This window comes from Paenibacillus graminis (assembly GCF_000758705.1).
In the GTDB taxonomy this organism is placed as follows: Bacteria; Bacillota; Bacilli; order Paenibacillales; family Paenibacillaceae; genus Paenibacillus_AQ; species Paenibacillus_AQ graminis.
Genome location: NZ_CP009287.1, coordinates 1,841,102 through 1,860,503 on the forward strand (window position 1 = coordinate 1,841,102; position 19,402 = coordinate 1,860,503).

General features: G+C 51.6%; 4 protein-coding genes. All 4 read left to right on the forward strand.

Annotated elements, in window-relative coordinates:
• The first annotated feature begins 33 nt into the window (after positions 1–33).
• Genes PGRAT_RS07760 through PGRAT_RS07775 form a run of 4 tightly spaced genes read left to right on the forward strand, consistent with a single transcriptional unit; the run spans position 34 to position 19,387 of the window.
• Positions 34–7,698 (forward strand): SDR family NAD(P)-dependent oxidoreductase, encoded by a 7,665-nt coding sequence (locus PGRAT_RS07760; protein WP_244884052.1) that lies wholly within the window; start codon positions 34–36, stop codon positions 7,696–7,698.
• On the forward strand, positions 7,691–14,665 hold the full coding sequence (locus tag PGRAT_RS07765) for a non-ribosomal peptide synthetase (RefSeq protein ID WP_025707130.1): 6,975 nt from the start codon (positions 7,691–7,693) through the stop codon (positions 14,663–14,665). The genes PGRAT_RS07760 and PGRAT_RS07765 overlap by 8 nt, the downstream gene beginning before the upstream one ends.
• A gap of 28 nt (positions 14,666–14,693) precedes the next feature.
• On the forward strand, positions 14,694–18,941 hold the full coding sequence (locus tag PGRAT_RS07770; protein WP_051424765.1) for a beta-ketoacyl synthase N-terminal-like domain-containing protein: 4,248 nt from the start codon (positions 14,694–14,696) through the stop codon (positions 18,939–18,941).
• Entirely contained in the window at positions 18,938–19,387 is a 450-nt protein-coding gene (locus PGRAT_RS07775; RefSeq protein WP_025707132.1) for a type II 3-dehydroquinate dehydratase, read from the forward strand. The genes PGRAT_RS07770 and PGRAT_RS07775 overlap by 4 nt, the downstream gene beginning before the upstream one ends.
• Positions 19,388–19,402: the final 15 nt, after the last annotated feature.

Consider the following 19,402-nt stretch of genomic DNA (forward strand, 5'->3'; position numbering starts at 1 on the left):
AGAGCCGAAGGATCAAGAAAGCGATGGTGTTAAATGATGGACAAATTGAAAAAGTACATCTACGAGCTTGTTGCATCCAAGAAGCTGACTGCCAAGGAAGCGACGGAGTACATCACATACCTGCAAAACGGAAATGAGCATAGGAGCGAGGAGATTGCGGTTATCGGAATCTCCGGGAGGTTTCCAAAGGCAGATAAGGTAGAGCAGTTCTGGGAGAATCTCTATTCCGGCAGAGATTGTCTAGATACCTTTCCTGAAGAGCGGTTTCAGGATGGACAGGCCTTGGGACCCGGCGGGCATGTGACAGGCGGGCGCTTCAAAAAAGGCGGATATTTAGACGAGATCAGTTTTTTTGATGCAGAGATGTTCCGCATTTCGCCTAAGGAAGCCTTATCGATGGAGCCATACCAGCGGATCATGCTTGAAGTTGCTTATGACACGTTAGTCAATGCAGGCTATGAAACGCAGGATATTCTCGGCTCCAGAACCGGGGTTTTTATCGGGCGGGACCACGTAACAGGGATTGAGTACCGCAACTATGCCGCACCCGATATCTTTCGTTTAACGGGGGGCTGGCCGGGTATCTTGGCCAGCAGAATCTCCTATGTATACAACCTGAAGGGGCCGAGCGTTGTTTTTGATACCTCTTGCTCCTCCGGGTTGGTAGGACTTCATTTTGCTTGTGATTCTTTGCGCAGAAATGAATGTGACATGGCATTTGTAGGCGGCATTAGCGGCCTTTTTTATTTTCCCCCCGTCAAGGAAGACGGTTCCCTGGATCAAGTCGAATCCGCTGAAGAAATGATCCGGGCTTTTGACAAAGATGCAGAGGGCACGGTTTGGGGAGAAGGCTGCGGCGGGTTGCTTTTGAAGCCGCTGTCCAAGGCGGTCGCAGATAAGGATGTGATTTACGCGGTCATCAAAGGCAGCGGAATCAACAACGACGGCCTTTCCAAAGGCATCACCGCACCGAATGGGGAAGCGCAGGAAGAACTGTTGAAAAAGGTATGGAAGCAAGCGCAAGTCAACCCCGAAACGATCCGTTATATCGAGACTCACGGGACGGGAACCGTCTTGGGAGATTCGATCGAATTGAATTCGATCATCAATGCTTTTCAAGCGTTCACCCCCAAGAAGCAGTTCTGCGGTGTGGGTTCGGTAAAAACCAATATCGGCCATTTGGTCGGGGCTTCCGGGATCATCTCCCTGATAAAAGCCGTATTGATGCTGCAGCATGGGGAAATTCCGGCCTCGCTGCATTTTCAGGCGCCTAGTCCGTATATCAATCTGGCAGATTCGGCCGTATTCATCAACGATCAGCGGAGCAGGCTGGAGAAGCGGAACCACCCGATCCGGATCGGGATTAACTCGTTCGGATTCAGCGGTACGAATTGCCACGTTCTGCTTGAAGAGCCGCCGGTGCCTGTATATGAAACAAAGGCGGAGAATAACGTATTCCTGCTGACTTTATCCGCCAGAAGCGGCCAGAAGCTGTTAGAGGCTGCGCAGAGCATGCAGCATTTCTTGCTCACGAACCGCAGCATTAATCTGGCCGATCTGTGCTGCACCGCAAGCCGGTTCCGCAATCATTTCACTAGCCGGGTGGCTATCATGTTCAGCAGCTATGAAGATTTGCTGGCCAAACTGAAGATTATTAAGGAGACACGGGATCTTTCCCGGTGGAACGATCATCCCGGAATCAGCTGCCAAACCCATGAAGTGGTATCGGATACGAAATCATGGATAGAAGCTTGGGAGATCAGGGAAGGCGAAAAAATCGCACTGGATAAAACCGCAAACGAAGTGATTAAGGAGCTGCTGCAAAAGAAAGCAGGCAATGAAATGCTCTGGGAGCAGGTTGCCCGCTTCTACCTCAAGGGCGCCAGCATTATTTGGCGTATGCTCTATCCTGACGGCAGAAAACTGGCTATGCCCGGCAATGTTCTGGAACGGACGAAATATTGGCCGGCTAAAGCCAAGCGGGAAGAGGTATTCCAGGATGAACTGTATTATAAGGCTGAATGGGTAGAAGAGCACAGGCAGACCGCAAATACGGGAGCTGCCCGTGATACGGTCCTGCTGATTGTGCATGAGACGGATACAGCCCTATGGGAGCCGCAGCTTTTCAGGAAAATACGGGGAAAGCGTTGCATCCTTGTAGAAATCGGCAGACCCTATCAAAAAATAACCGGCACGCATTATTATGTATCCAATTCAGCTGAGGATTTCTCCGCACTCTGCGGGGAGCTGGATATTTCGGCCCTGGAGCAAATTCTGTATGCAGCGCCTTCCCGGGACGGACTCCCGGATTCTCTGGAGGAATTCAAGGATAGCTTCAATCAGACAGTGATGAATCTGCTGTACCTGGTGAAAGCCCTGCAGGCTGCCAATAGCCTCAATAAGAATCTGGACATGGCCTTGATTACACAAAATGCCCATGTCCTGCAACCCATGGATACGGTTTCCGACCCATTCGCCCATACGCTCTATGGAATAGGGAAATCAATCCTGCAGGAAAACCGTTCCTTTCATGTTCGGCATATCGACATCAGCCATGAGCCTGCCGATATGGATTCACTTCTAGCAGAGCTGGAAGTGCCTTCTGCCGACTATTCGGTAGCGCTGCGCCATGGCCGCCGATACGTTGAAGTCATCAAGAGGGCGGATATGGCGGAAGAAGCCAGTGAAGCCGCAGGCATAGAAGCGGGAGACACTTTCCTGATTACCGGCGGCTTGGGGCTGCTGGGAATTGAGGTCTGCAAATATCTAAGCCAAAAGAACAGAGTGAAGCTGATCGTCCTCGGAAGAACGGCTATTCCTGACAGAGCATCCTGGCCATCGGTCATTATGGAAAATGAAGATAAACAGCTGCTGAAAAAAATCAATGGCATTCTGGCTATTGAAGCTCTGGGCTTCACGCTTGATTACCATTGTGTAGATATTTGCGACGAAACCCAGCTCCGGCGGACCGTCCAGCTGATCCGGGAGCATCACGGGAGAATAAACGGTGTATTCCATTGTGCCGGAGTTGGGGTAGGGGACATCGAGGATTTTGGCATGAGTGAGCAGGAATTTGAACAAAGACATGCGGCGAAAACCTATGGAAGCTGGCTGGTACACCAGCTTACAGAGCCGTTCAATACCGGGTTTACCCTGTTGTTTTCTTCGGCCGTCAGCATTACTGGCGGAAGAGGTTCGCTGGCCTACACGGCGGGCAATGCTTTTATGGATGGCTTGGCGGAAACCATCAAGCTGCAGGGGCCAAACGTGATGGCCATAAACTGGTCCACCTGGGAAGCGACCGCATCCCATCTTTCCTTGCAGGAGGACAAGCATTTCTTTGAGTTCCTGTCCACCCATCAGGCATTGCAGGCACTGGATCTGGTTATCCGCCGCCGGATGTTCCGGACCATCGTCGGCAAGCTCAACGTTCGGAACAAGCTGCTTGAATTGGAGAACGTATGGCCTTTCCGGTTGGCGGATGAGATCAAGCAGACACTGTTCACGAAGACACACCGTGAGGAGCAGCCGATCCGGCAGACCCGAGTCACAGTGAAGGAGCCGGAAGGTTATACAGCCACACACCGGGAATTGGCCCAGGTATGGGGTGATATTCTTGGACTCGCCTCGATCAGCGTGTTCGATTCTTTTCATCAGCTGGGCGGGGACTCGATTCATGCTGCGCATCTGCACAAGCGCTGGAATGAGCGGCATCCCGGCACGCTTGACGTGACGGATATTTACAGATACCCGACCATCCATGAAATGGCCGGGTATCTGGACAGCCGACAGACAGGCCAGCCTGCTGCGCTTAATCTGGATAGTATTCTGGAAGGGTTCAAGGGGAGCAAATATTCCAAAGAAGAGGCAAAGAGGCTGTTGGCAGAATGGACTGAAAATTCATCCGGTCAGCGCCTTCACCCCGCCGGGAGTGACGAATATGCCATCATTGGATACGCCTGCAAATTCCCGATGGCAGATGATGCCGAACAATTCTGGCGGAATCTTACGTCGGGAGTCAACGCGATCCGGCCATTTCCTGAGTCAAGAAGAAAGGATACCGACAGTTACCTGGCTGCACATCAGATCAGCCCTGGGGACAATGCGTATTGTCAGGGGGGGTATCTGGAGGAGATTGACCGGTTTGATTCCGCCTTCTTCCACATTTCTCCCAGAGAAGGAGAATTGATGGACCCCGAGCAGCGGCTGCTGCTGGAGAATGTGTATCAGGCTGCCGAACACAGCGGCCTGGGCGGCCGAATCCTGTCGGGTACCCGAACCGGCGTGTATGTCGGAAAGGATACCACAGGACGGAATGAGTATAACAACAGGGTGGATATCCTGGACCCCTTGAAAGTGACTTCAGGCTCGACTGGCATTCTGGCCAGCAGAATCGCCTACTATCTTAATTTGAATGGCCCTTGCCTGGTTGTGGATACAGCATGTTCTTCCAGTCTGACCGCAATATGTCTGGCGACGCAGGCCCTGAAGCAAGGACAGATTGATATCGCCATTGTGGCGGGCGTATCTCTGGCGTATCTTCCTACCCAGCATAACTCTCTGATAGACTCTGTTGACGAAATGATCCGTCCTTTTGATGCTGAGGCTAACGGGACCATGTGGGGCGAGGGGGCAGGGACGATCATCCTGAAGCGGATGAATGAAGCGGTGCAGGACAACCATGTGATTCATGCTGTAATCAAGGGTTCGGAGATGAACAACAACGGAGCATCCAACGGTATAACTGCACCGAATGCCGAAGCGCAGGAGAAAGTACTGGTAGCCGCCTGGAAAGCGGCCAATATTGATCCCGAAACGATCTCTTATATCGAGGCCCACGCAACCGGAACCCAATTGGGGGACCCTATTGAAATAAAGGGAATTACCAATGCTTTCAGGCGGTTTACGAATAAAAAGCAATTCTGTGCCGCAGGCACCGTGAAAGCCAATATCGGACATTTGGTCGGGGCCTCAGGGATGGCGTCGGTCATCAAAATGATTCTGGCGTTTAAGCATAAGCAATTGCCTCCGGTTCTACAGTTCAAAAATCCGAATCCATTTATAGAATTTGCCGATTCTCCTATTTATGTTAACGACAGGCTTCAGGATTGGAACGGCTCGGCCGCTCCCCGCAGATGCGGCATCAGTTCATTTGGGTTTAGCGGAACGAATTGCCATATCCTGCTGGAGGAACCTCCAACCTTCCCCGGTCCGCAGGAAGAGAAGCAGGACTGGTATATTCTGGCGCTGTCGGCAAAGACGGCAGCATCCTTGAGCGCATTAATCAAGCGCTACATTCTTCAGATCAACGGATCAGTCACGCTGGATTTGCGAAATCTTTGCTTCACCGCTAACATCAGCCGGGGACATTATGAGCATCGGGTCGTCATCCTGTTCCGGACCGGCAATGAGCTGCGCGCCAAGTTCAAATATCTGCAAGAGGCGGGTCTCCCGGAAGCGGCGGATCACGATCAGAGAATCTATTACAAGGCCAGCAGGATCAGTTATGACCGGAATGGTGATGACGAAGAAGGACTGCTTGAGGAAGATAAGCTCAAATTAAACAGGCTGGCAGAGAGCTTAATGGAGGAATGGAGCATTGAAGAGACGTTGTTCGCTGTGGATCATTTGCACAAAATTGCGCGATTGTACACGGATGGAGCGGATATCAACTGGGATCGTCTATATCAGGGCAAGCCTTACCGGCTGACCGAGCTGCCGGTCTATTCCTATGAAGCTGTCCGCCATTGGATTGGCGACAGCAGCCGGAAGCTGTTGAACCCTTCAGTGAAACACTATCAATTGCAATGGCTGCCGGATCATAGAGAAGAATCCGCAGGGAGCAAGCCGAACGAAGGTGCCTGGCTGTTTATAGGGGGAACCGGAACCAAGAGCAAGGAGCTGCTCAGCGAATTGCGCAAGCAGGAGATTGAACTCATTGAGGTCACTCCGGGAACCCATTACCACCAATTAGCTGCTAATCGGTACAGCATCGGTTCGGGCGAAGAGTATTCTCTTTTGCTGAAAGAGCTTTCAAATAGAAGGGTCCGGAATATCATTCACTGCCTGAGCCTTGCCGACGAAAAGATTGCCGGGATAGAGGACCTTCATGCTGCGGAGAACAGGGGTGTATATAACCTCTATCATTTGGTAACCGAGCTGCTGAACGGACAGTATCATCAAGAACTGAACCTGTTCTTCGTTGCCGATCATACGTTTAGGGTGAACCGGCATGAACCGGTGCTGAGCCCGCATCATGCCGTCATGTTCGGGTTAGCTAAAGTGATTCCTCAGGAATACCCGCAATTTAAATGCCGCTGCATCGATATCGACAATGCTACAGCTTCAGCGGCTGTCTGGGAAGAGATATGCTCCGGTTCAGCGGATTTCCAAGTGGCCTATCGGGACAACACCCGCTATATCGAACATCTCGAAGAGCGGTTGCTGGGAGCTGCCGAAGCGGGCGGCGTGTCCCTGCAAGAAAACGGCGTCTATGTGGTAACCGGAGGACTCGGCGGTATTGGCCTGGCGGTTGCCCATTATCTATCCGGGAAGCAGCGGGTTCATGTCTGTCTGTTGAACAGGGGAACATCGCCGCCCGGCCCAAGCCAAATCGAAAGGATTCGCCAGATCGAAGCTAACGGGTCTGAGGTGGATTTGTATACCGCAGACATTTCCGAACCCGATGAACTGCAAGGTGTATTGCAAGCCATCCGCACCAAATATGGACAGATTCATGGTCTATTCCATTGCGCGGGCATTGCCGGGGAAGGGCTGCTGATTAATAAAGAGAAGCCGGAGATTAAGCGGGTGCTTGATGCCAAAGTAACGGGTACCTGGTTATTGGATCAGTATACGGCCCAGGATAACCTGGACTATTTTGTGCTGTTTTCTTCGGTCACAAGCCTGCTGGGGGGGATGGGACAGGCGGATTACACGGCTGCCAATGCGTATTTGGATGTGTTCAGCGACTACAGGCAAGCGAATAACCGCAGGAGTGTTACCATCAATTGGCCTGCATGGAAAGAAGTCGGCATGACCCTGAAATATGATATTCAGGAGGGACTCTCCCCTTTTCTGGGGTTGACAGAGGAGCAGGGGATCAGCATCCTGGATGCTGTGTTGCAGCGGAAGCTCTCACGGATTATTGTCGGTCAAATCAATGAGCGCCATTTCCGGAGCGGAAACCATTCGTTGCCTTTTGTTGTCCCGCCGCAGATAATCTCCCGGGGAACCGGAGCGTTCCTTCCGGAAGCAAGAGCAACTGCAAGTGCAAGTGTGCCGCCCATCATGCCTGTCTTAAAAGGCAGAAATAATCACAGCTACAATTCGTATGAAACCTCGCTGGCAGCGATGTGGCAAAGGGTGCTGGGAGTCGCAGAGGTCAATGTGTATCTGCCTTTTCAGGAAACAGGCGGAAACTCCATTCTGGCTACAAGCCTAGTCAAAGAAATGGACGACGTCTATCCGGGTTGTGTCAACATAGCGACCTTGTTTGCGTACCCCTCCATCGCCCAAATGGCGGAATACCTGGAGCAGAAACAAAGCCACAACGCATCCCCGCAGGAAGCAGACCCGGGAGACTCCCAGCGAATGGAGCTCAGCGATAAGCTGTCCGGGTTTGTCGAGGGGAAAGTGTCGATAGAGAATATATTGCAGTATCTGGATACCAACGGGTTGGGGGATGATGATGATTAACCGTAAAGAGATCAATGATCATATTTTACAGTTGTTAAAATCAGGAAACCTGAATCAGGAAATGGCTGTAGCCATTCTGGAAAAGGTCAACCGCTCCTCAGAGGTGAAGCGGCAGGATATTGCCGTCATCGGGATCGCCTGCCGTGTTCCCGGAGCCAATACCCCCCGGCAGTTTTGGGGGAATTTGCTGGGGAAGATCAACAGCATCGGAGCGTTTCCGGAGGAACGCCTGCAGGACCTCTCCCCGTTTATCCCGGAATTGGAGGAGATGCTTGCACAGTCCAATCATCAAGCAGGCTACTTGGAGCAGATCGCCCGCTTTGACCATCCGTTTTTTCGGATCAGCGAGAAGGAAGCCATGGCGATGGAGCCCTATCAAAGACTGTTTCTGGAGACGGCATACCACGCGATGGAAGACGCAGGGTATGGCGGAGATCAACTGAAGCATTCGAACACAGGCATATTTGTAGGGATGGAAACGGCTTACCAGTCCCACTATCGCGCTCTGCTCGAACATGAGGATATTTCTTCGTTGACGGGTTCTTTGGTAGGTCTGTTAGCCAACCGGCTTTCCTATTTTCTGGACCTCCGGGGACCCGCCCTTGTGGTAAACACAGCTTGCTCCTCCGGGCTGGTCGCATTGCACCAGGCCTGCCTGGCCTTGGCGAACAAAGAATGCGAAACGGCACTGGTTGGCGGTGTCAACCTGATGGTTATTCCGCAAGCCGCAGGGAAATTAGATGATCTGGAGTCCTCCCAGGGAAAGGTGAAGGCGTTCGACAAGAATGCCGACGGGACGATTTGGAGCGAAGGAATCACAGCCCTGCTTATTAAGCCGTTAGAGAAGGCGTTGAAGGACCGGGACCCCGTCTATGCCGTCATTAAGGCTAGCGGAGTTAACGCCGACGGGGCCTCCAATGGCTTAACCGCTCCAAATCCGGAGGCTGAGACAGGGCTGTTCATCCGCACCTGGGAGAAAGCCAAGATCGATCCGCTCTCGATTTCATATGTGGAAGCCCACGGTACAGGTACACTGCTTGGGGATTCCATCGAATTGCAGGCGATAAACGATGCATTTAAAAAATACACGGATACCCCTCATATTTGCGGCATTGGTTCGGTCAAAACCAATATTGGACATACAGTGGCTGCCTCAGGCTTAGCATCATTGCTCAAAGTCATATTGTCGTTGCAACATAAAAAAATCCCTGCGTCCTTGAACTATGAGTCCCCGAATCCGTTTATTGATGCCGAGCACTCTGCCATCTATATAAATACGGAGGTGAAAGACTGGGAGCGAAAAGATACGCCGCTGCGGGCCGGCATCAATTCCTTCGGCTTCAGCGGTACGAACTGCCACGTAGTGGTGGAGGAAGCCCCGGAGATGAAGCGTCAAGAAGCGGAAGGTTCGCCTCCGGTCCATTTTTTAACCATGTCCGCCGGATCAACAGCGGGCCTAGGCCGATTAATCCAGGCGTATTATGCCTTTTTGCAAGCCCATGATTCCATTGATCTCGAAGATCTTTGCTATACGGCCAATACCGGCAGAGTTCAAGCTGACAGCAGGGCTGCGTTCGTTTTTGCCACCAGAGACGAGTTAATGAAGCAGTTGGCAAATGCGGATGTAACCCGAACCGGCGTATCCGGCGAAGATGGAATCTATATAAGCGGAAATGTCCAGCCGGAAGATGTCTTAGCTGCTGCAGATGAGTTCGAGATTAACCAGCTGGCTAAGCGGTATATCTGCGGGTTATCCGTCGATTGGGCAGCTCTATACCCGCAAAAGCGGCAGAAGCTGAATTTGCCCGGTTATCCCTTTGAAAAGATCAGGCTATGGCCGGCCGCAGCTGCCAAATCCGGTTTTGCAGCCCGGAAACAGCCTAATATGCATGAGACGTCTAACCCGGATGAAGAAGCGCCGCAGTCCCGGCTCTACCACAATATTCAATGGTTGCCCGTTAACACAGAACCCCCTCACCCGCTGCCTACGAGCGAAGAGGCAGTCCTGGTGTTCACCGATCCGGCAGACTGGGGCTGGGCGCTGGCAGATGAAATCTCCCGGCACACCCCCCATGTCATTCATGCCCGGCTTGCCGGAGCTTACCACAGGGAGAGTCCGGCATTATACAGTGTGAGCGGCACGGAAGCAGACTTCTGCCAATTGATAACCGATATAGGCTCCGTGAAGATAAGCAAAATACTTTGGGCAACCGGAATGGATGACTGTGATATCGGGGACAGCCGCGATGTTGAGGAGCAATTGACCCATACATTATACCCGCTGCTGTGTCTGACGAAGGCATGGGTCATGCAGGAAATGAACCTGACAGAGGTTATCCTGGCCGGGAAGAACGGTCAAAGGGTTATCCCCTCAGACGAGAAGATTTATCCATACTTCGCATCGCTTTACGGGATGGGGAAAGTCATTCGCGAGGAATACAGCGGACTCCGCTGCAGATGCATTGATTGCGATGAATCGACACCGGTCCGTGAACTCGCCGAAGAAGTATTTAGACAATCAGACTACTACCAAATTGCGATTCGGGAAGGAAGGAAATATTACCCGCAATTAACACCTGTTGAGCTGGACGCTTTCGGCCCTTCTGCGGCAGGCTTTAAGGAGCAAGGGGTATATGTCATCACCGGGGGAACGGGCGGAATTGGCTTGCAGCTGGCACAGCATATTGCCCTGCAGCACCAAGTGAAGCTTGTATTAATCAGCCGTTCCGGGCTGCCAGCGCGCGAAACCTGGGAAGAGCTGATCCAATCGGCCCAGGAGCCGGACGGAAGAGTGGCGCTGATCCGCAGCCTGAAGCATCTGGAGCGCAACGGCTCACAACTATATACATACAGTGCGGACGTTGCCAGGCTGGATGAATTAGCGCCAGTAATCAGCAGGATCACAAGCCAGCTTGGGAAAATAGACGGAATCATTCACGCAGCAGGCCTTCCAGGCAGCGGTTTGCTGGTTGAGAAGGACGGGCCATCGTTTGCCGCCTCCATTGCTGCCAAAATTAAAGGAACCCATTATCTGCATCAGTTAACCCGTGAGAACCCGCCCGATTTTCTTCTGTTGTTTTCATCCATAGCTTCTGTAGTGGGGGGCATATATTTAGGAGATTATGTGGCGGGGAACAGCTATCTGGACGCGTTTTCCGGTATGCCAACCGAACATACCCGGCTGATTTCCATCAACTGGACGACATGGATGGACACCGGTATGGCGAAGAATACAGGCGGGAACCTGGATGTTGCCTTTCGCTCGATTTTGCCCCGCCACGCGCTCCATGCCTTTGATCAGATTCTAGGCAAAAAAATAAATAACATTGTGGTCGGCAGCATCCAGTTCAATAATGACCTGTTCTGGAACCGTCCTTTGCCGGTTGAACTGGCTCCTGCGATTAGAGCGCAGATCAAGTTTCCTGAAGCTGAAATCGATGTCCGGCTAACCGGAAGGGCAGATGATGCCTATACGGAGATCGAGCGGCAATTGGCCCAGATCTGGGGCAACCTGTTCCAGATGCCAAGCATCGATATTCAAGATAATTTCTATGAGCTTGGCGGCACGTCCATCATGGGCATCAAAATGGCGAACCGGATCAATGAGCAGTACCGTGTAGCCATGACCATTCAGGATATATTCACCCATCTGACGGTATCATCCTTGGGGAATCTGGTGGAGCAAAAGCTGAGTACCAGAACTGAAGCCGGGGCGGTGACCAAGCAGGAAGTGGAACCCGCCCAAACAAGTATGCCTTTGTCACATGCGCAAAGGCGTATTTGGTTTTTGCAAAAAATGAATCCCGACCTGGTGGCGTACAATTTGCCCTTTATCCGCTTCTTTGACATGGACATAGACGGGGAACTGCTGCAGCAGGCGGCTGCCTTCCTGGCCGGCAGACATCTCATGATGCGCACGAAATATGTATTGAAGGACGGAAACCCGGTGCAGGAGGTGCTGCCGGCGTATGTGCCGGCCGTTCAATTTATCGATGCCGCCGGGCAAAATGATCCGGAGTTATTCGTGAGGATGAATATACACCAGCAAAAAATGAAACCGTTCAATCTCGAAATGCCGCCTTATAGAATCTATCTGTACACCATCAGCGCTGAGCGGGCTTGCCTCTACATCAATTTCCACCACATCCTCACAGACGGCTGGAGCATTGATATTTACTACAGAGAATTGTTTAGCCTATACCAATCCTTCCTGCATCGGCAGCCGCCCAGACTGCCGGAGATGAGGTACGATTACTTTGATTGGATTCTAGAACAACAAGCATGGGAGGAGAGCGAAGCCTTTGTGGAGCATGAACAATTCTGGCTGAAGGAGCTTTCCAAGCCCTTGCCGGTTTTGAACTTGCCTTCAGACCACAAAGCGCCTGCCGTTCAGACATATAGAGGCAGCTTCCACAAATTCACAATTTGCGGCGAGCTGTACAGAAAGCTGAAGGCGCATCTTGAAACTCAGCAGATTACAGCCAACAACTTTCTCTTGAGCGCGTATTTTCTGTTATTGCACAACCTGTCGCAGGAGCAGGATATTATTATTGGCGTGCCTACCTCAGGAAGGAATGAACAGAAATGGGAGAGAGTCGCGGGCATATTCATTAATACCCTGTGCATCCGCGTTCAGTTTCAGGGAATTACCACATTCATGGAATTACAGGATACCGTGAAGCACAAGGTATGGTCGGCTATTGATAAAGCCCAATATCCGTTTGATTTATTGGTGGAAAAAGTAAATCCGGAACGGGATTTGTCCAGAAATCCCATTTACAATGTTCTCTTCCAGTTTTATGATAAATTATATTTGGAAAATGAAGGAATCAGCCCGTTTGAATTAAGCTGCCTGGCCCAAGAAACCGATCAGCAAATTGAGATTTCGTTCGAGTACAATTCTGATATGTATACAGAAGGCACCATCTCCCGGTTTGCAGGATACTTCCTGAATATCATCGGACAGGTTGTAGACAAGCCGGAATGCCTCCTCCAAGAGGTTACCTTGTTGAGACATCAGGAAGAAACCGAGCTGTTAAGCCGTTTTCAAGGGGAGCAGGTGGAGCTGGAGGACGACCAGACGGTTCACAGACGTTTTGAAGCGCAGGTGCAAAAAAATCCGGAAGCCATCGCTTTAGTTGATGAGGAAGGGCAAATGACCTTCCGGGAAGTGAACGAGCAGGCCAATCAGCTTGCCTGGATGCTGATCGATAACGGGGTTCAGCGAAATACCCCGGTCGGGATTTTTGTAGACAGGAGCTGCTGGACCGTCATCGGTATATTGGCGGTTCTGAAGGCGGGCGGAGCCTATGTACCGCTTGATCCGGGTTATCCTGAAGACAGGCTCGCTTATATTCTTGCGCACAGCGGCGCCAGATTGCTGCTGACAGAAAACCGCTATCTCCAGAACGTGGCAGCATTCGCGCATGATGGAGGGATTACGGTCATCAATCTGAGTCCGGTCAAGGAACAGACGCCTGTAAGCCAGATGTACTTAACGGATTATGAGGAAGCGCTGTCCAGGGTGAATCCGTCTACCGGAAGCCAAGGAGCGGACTGGATGTATATCATGTACACCTCAGGCTCTACCGGCAAGCCCAAAGGCGTATTGGTTACCCATTCCAACGTCTTGAACTTCGTTGAATGGAGCATTGGAGAATTGCAACTTCAGCCCAGGGATGCACTTCTGCTGGTAACCTCAATCAGCTTCGATATTTCGGTGTTCGAGATATTCGCTGCGTTGTTAAGCGGCGCCCGGTTATGCATTGCAGCTAAGGAACATTTGAGGGATACCGAAAGCCTGCTGGCTTATATGGAAGCCAAGGGGATCACCATCTGGCATTCTGTTCCCAGCCTGATGGTTCAGCTTATGACATTTATCGGGAACAATCAGGGCCGGTACCGCCAATCGCCGGTATTACAGCAGATCAGGCACTTAATGCTTGGCGGGGAGGCATGGAGTACTTCACTGGCCCAAAGCCTGCGCGCGACCTTTCCGCAAGCGGAGATTCGCAATATGTATGGCCCGACGGAGGCAACAATATGGATCTCCAGCTATAAACTGGGTGCGGAGATCGATGAGTCGCATCCGGTCATGCTTATCGGCAGGCCGATTGCCAACAATCAGCTAATCATCCTGGATCAGTATGGCAACGTTTGTCCGCAGGGAGTCACCGGGGAAATTTATATCGCCGGGAACAATGTGACCCAAGGATATTATAGCGATGAACAAAAGACGAAAATGGCCTTTATCCCGCAGAACAATGGGCAGATCTATTACAGGACGGGCGATTTGGGAAGATATTTGCCGGAAGGGAATGTGGAGTTCGCCGGGAGAAGAGACCAATTGGTCAAAGTAAGGGGATACCGTATTGAGTTAGGAGAAATTGAGCAGGCCTTACAAGAGCTGACGAATCTGCAGCAGATCGCTGTAACGACTGTGAAGGATGGGGAAACCAACAAAATTATCTGCCTTTATACCGGCGGCCCGCCGGTTCCGCAGAACCAGTTAAAGGAGGCTGTAAGGCAAAGGCTTCCGGAATATATGATTCCCGCCCAATTTTTTCATGTGGACCAATTCTTGTTCACGCCAAACGGAAAAATGGACTGGAGGTCCATGGAGGCCCTTATTGCCGGAGAAACTGCGGGCAGCATGGATGCAGCGGGAATCCGAAACGAAGTGGACAAGAAGCTGTCCGGGATGTGGACAAAACTGCTGGGCATCCCTGTTGCCGGCATTCAGGATAACTTTTTTGATATTGGCGGGAACTCTTTATTGATCGTACAGATGCAAGGGATGATCCAGCAGGAATTCTTCCAGGACATCCCGATGATGGATCTGTTCAAATATACGTCGATTGAAAAGATATCGGATTACCTGCAGGAGCATACGGTAAAAGTATCGAGTGTGGAAACAGGCCAAAAAAGAGCGGACATGAGAAAAAGACTGCGCAACATGAGAGGTTAACATCCGCCCATGTGAAAGGAACATGACCATGGAAAATGATCTTAGTCTTAACTCGAAGATTGCTGTCATCGGAATGGCTGGAAGGTTCCCGCAAGCAGGGGATATCGGAGAATTCTGGCGTAACCTGGTTCAAGGTGCGGAAGGGATTCAATTCTTCTCCAAGGAGGAATTGAGGCAGGCGGGGGTGAGTCCGGCCCTGCTCGAGAAACCCGAGTATGTACCGGCTTCCGGCCGTTTACAAGACATCGGGGAGTTTGATGCCGCTTTTTTTCAATACACACCAAGAGAATCGGAAATCATGGACCCGCAGCAGCGGTTATTTCTGGAGTGCGCCTGGAATGCAATAGAGGATGCCGGGCATAGCCTGTCCCAATACGAAGGAGCGGTTGGCGTATTTGCAGGGGTAGGTGCGAATAAATATGTAACCCATATTATGAGCCATCCTGAGCTGCTGCATATCTTGGATCACCGGCAAATTGAGGCGGCCAATGACAAGGACTTTCTCACCACACGCGTTTCCTACAAATTGAATGCGACCGGCCCCAGTTTTGCAGTACAGACCGCTTGTTCTTCTTCCCTCGTGAGTGTGCATATAGCATGCCAAAGCTTATTGAATGGCGAGTGCGATATGGCACTGGCCGGAGGCGTTTCCATTCAATTTTTAGACAAGAGCGGATATCTCTATAAAGCGGGCGGCATCGAATCGCCTGACGGACACTGCCGCTGCTTCGATGAAAAGGCAGAAGGAACCGTGTTCGGCGATGGGGTTGGTGTGGTTGTGCTCAAAAGGCTGGAGGACGCCGCTAGAGACAATGATCATATTTATGCGGTGATTGGCGGTTCAGCCATCGGCAATGACGGGGCGGGCAAGATCGGGTTCACGGCTCCGGGATTAGATGGACAGGTACAAGTGATTTCGGAAGCTATGGAAGTGGCCGGAGTGACGCCTAACGATATAGGGTATATCGAGGCGCACGGCACCGGCACCAAATTGGGTGATCAGGTAGAGATTGCGGCCCTTAAGGAAGTGTTCAAAGGCCGGACTCGGGAAGAGGCGTGTTACATTGGATCCGTTAAGTCCAGCATTGGGCATTTGAACACCGCCTCAGGCATCGCCGGCTTAATCAAAACGGTTCTGAGCATCCAGCAGAATCTCATCCCGCCGCTCCTGCATCTCCGCAGCCCTAATCCGCAGTTGGAATTAGAGGACAGCCCGTTCCGGCTGAACCGGAGTCCGGTGACATGGGCTGCGGGTGAGCAGAAAAGGGTGGCGGGCGTCAGTTCTTTTGGCATCGGAGGCACCAATGCCCATGTCATTGTCGAACAAGCCCCAGACCTTTGCCTGGAACCAAACGGACAAGAGTGGCATCTGCTGCCGTTCTCGGGAAAAACGGAACAGGCCCGGCAACGAAACCTTGAAAATCTGCAGGCGTACCTCCAAGCCCATCCAGAGGTTGATCTGTCGCGGGTGTCATCTACCCTTCAGACGGGAAGGGAGCATTTTGACTTTCGCGGATTTCTTCTTTGCGGCAATCATGGAGGGCACCGGGTGTTCTGTCCGGAACACCGGGCGGTAAAGCAGGAGAAATCCGTTGTTTTCTTTTTCTCTTTGGAACAGGCTCCCCCCGTAACAATGGTTCAGGAATTGTACAGGCAGGAGCCGTTCTTTCGAAAAACAATGGATGAAAGCTTTCAAATGGTGGAACGGATGTTTCAGCTTGATCTCACCAAGCGGATATCCCCTGAAGCGGATACTATTCAAGGGCAAGCGGAATTCCCCTCCAGCCAAGAGCCCTATGGGCCGCTTCTGTCTTTCATAGCGGGTTATTCCCTGGCACAGCTCTGGCAGCACTGGGGCGTTTTCCCGCAAGCGGTGGCCGGGGATAGAATCGGCGAATATGTCGGCGCTTGCCTGGCGAATGTTTTTTCACGTGAGGCTGCCTTGAAATTATTATTTTTCCAAGGGGATGTTTCGGAAGGCATTGTGTTGGGACAACCAGCCCTCCCGGTTCTGTCGAATGTATCGCATACCTGGTTAGATGAAGAACAGGCGGTTTCTCTCACCTATTGGAAAGAGGTCTTGAACCAGCCAAACAATCTGCTGGCTTGCGTACCAGAGCTTGCCGCACTCCAAAATCCGGTTTTTATCAAGATCGGTCCGGGAAACCATCGTCTCGATAGCCTGGACCTAACCATCCAAGAAAAGAATCCAACCGCCCTATTGCTGGATTCACTTCCACGCGAAGCAGACCACGAGGCGGCTGACAAGGTTCTTCAGGACGCCTTGGGGAGGTTGTGGCTGGCAAACATTGAGGTCTGCTGGAAGAACGTTCAATCCGGCAGGCAGACCAGAAGAATTCCGCTGCCTACCTATGCTTTTGACAGAGAAACTTACTGGATTGACAGAGCGGCTGCCCAAGAACAGGACGGATTTGCGGCAGATAAACTCCACGAAGAACCATTGCAGGCAGTGGGCAGGGGAGACCATTTCGTTCAGGTTGGCGGCACACGCTATATGCTGGATTCGTCTCAACTGCAGGAAATTCAAGAGCTGCTTGCCAGCTTCTCCCCGGACACTGCCGGATCATTTCCGGATTCACAGGAGAAGCGGAAGGAGTACATCGTTCCCAGACTGTGCAGCCTCTTGGAGGAGTTATTGGGAAAAAGACCGATCAGCAGCCAGGACGACTTTTTCGAATGTGGGGGCGACTCTGTAACAGCGATCCAGTTTGCCTCCCGTGCGAAGGATTTCGGCATCGTGTTTTCTTCGGAGCTGCTTTTTGAATACCCGACGATAGAGCAATTATCGGATAAGCTCCTGGAGCAGCCGGCAGCCTCCCTGCAAGAAGAAGAGCCTATGCCGGAACAACGGGCGGGCATTCATTATTTTGATGTGGCTGCATCCGATCAGAGCCTGTTGGCGGAGGTCTTGCCTGCCGAAGAAGTGGAAAGTGTGTATCCGCTGTCATTTATGCAGCTTCTGGTGTTGAATCACAACATCATTAATGCCCGCTCAGGCACGGTGAATCTGCTTTCGTTCCAGATTTCCGAGGAGCTGGATTACGACCGCTTCCGGTCAGCCTGGCACAAGGTGGCCAACCGCCACACCCTGCTGCGGACAGGCTTTGTCTGGAGAAGAATCTCCAATCCGGTTCAGTTTGTCAAAAAACAGGTGGAAATCACCATCCACGAGCTGGATTGGACCGGACTCTCCCCAGAAGGACAGCAGCGCGCACTGGATGAGTTCCTGTCCCTTGAAAGAAAAAAAAGCTTTAAAGTGGATGAGGTTCCGCAAATGCGTTTCCACCTGATGAAGCTTCGGGAGGCCTGCTATCAATTTGTCTGGTCCTACCAAAACTCTTTGTTTGACGGCTGGAGCATGAACATTATTCTGCGGGAAGTATGGGACAGCTATGGACAGAGCGAATCCCGGATGCTTGTGCCCGAAACCGCGCCTACTCCTTATCTGGCCTATATACAGTGGCAAAAAACAAAGGATATTGAGGAAGCGAAGTGGTGTTGGACAGAAGAAATGAAGGGTTTCAGCATGGAAACGCAGCCGGAGTTAGCGGACGACATCACCCCTCTGAACTACGAAGGCGCCTTTCAGAGTGCAGATATTCTGCCGGGTGATCTGCAGACGGCAAGAGATTATGCCCGAAAAGGGCAGATCACGATGAATACGCTGTTTCTTGGCGTGTGGGGCCTGGTGCTTGCCCGGCTGCTTAAGAAGAATGACATCATGCTGGGAATGATTACATCCGGAAGAGTCCCGGAGGTGGAGCATATGGACACCATGGTGGGATTGTTTACGAACAGCCTGCCTGTCCGCTTGACGTACACTCCTGCGGAGCGTGTCCAGGACTGGTTTCAAGCGCTGCAAAAAAAATTACTGAAGCTCAGACGCCACGAGCATGTTACCTTACAGCAGATAAGCCAGTGGTCCGGGCTTCCTGTCGATTATTTACAGCGGGTGACCAACACACGGAGCTTGGTCTACACCAATTTTCCGTTTCACATGAACCAAATTCCAAACGGAAGCGGGCAGAATTTGCTTCAAGCCGAGAGTATCGGACAACTGCATCTTCCGCTGCGTCTGTTTGTCAATCCGGGCGATGAGCGGTTTACGCTACGGATTGAATACAACCGCAGTGTATATGATCCTGACCATATCGCTCAACTCCTGCTGGATATCCAGCAGCAGGTAGCCAAGATTCCCCATGCGCCAACACTCGGAGAGTTAGTCCATCACAAGGAAGAAGGAGCCGCGTTATGAAGATTGCCGTCGTGAACGGTCCGAATATGAATTTAACCGGTGTACGGGAAACCGGGTTTTATGGAAAAGTCACATGGAAGCAAATTGAGGAGAGGCTGCGGAAACTGGCTGAAGAATGGCAAATCGAGCTGCTTTGTTTTCAATCGAACCATGAGGGGGAGATCGTTGATTTTATTCAAGAGCATCTATCTTCACTGGATGGGATTGTACTAAATCCGGCGGGACTATCCAAAACCGGGTATTCCATCCTGGATGCGATGTCTTCGGTCGGCATCCCTTATATCGAAGTGCATATGTCCAATATTTTTGACAGGGGAGGCTGGCACGCACAATCCATCTTTTTTGAGAATGCCGCCGGACTGGTCGTGGGCCTGAAAGGTTATTCCTATGATCTTGGTCTGCAGGGGATGAAACAGTATTTGGACACAGCGCTTGCTCCGAACTAGCAGAAGGGACATGTG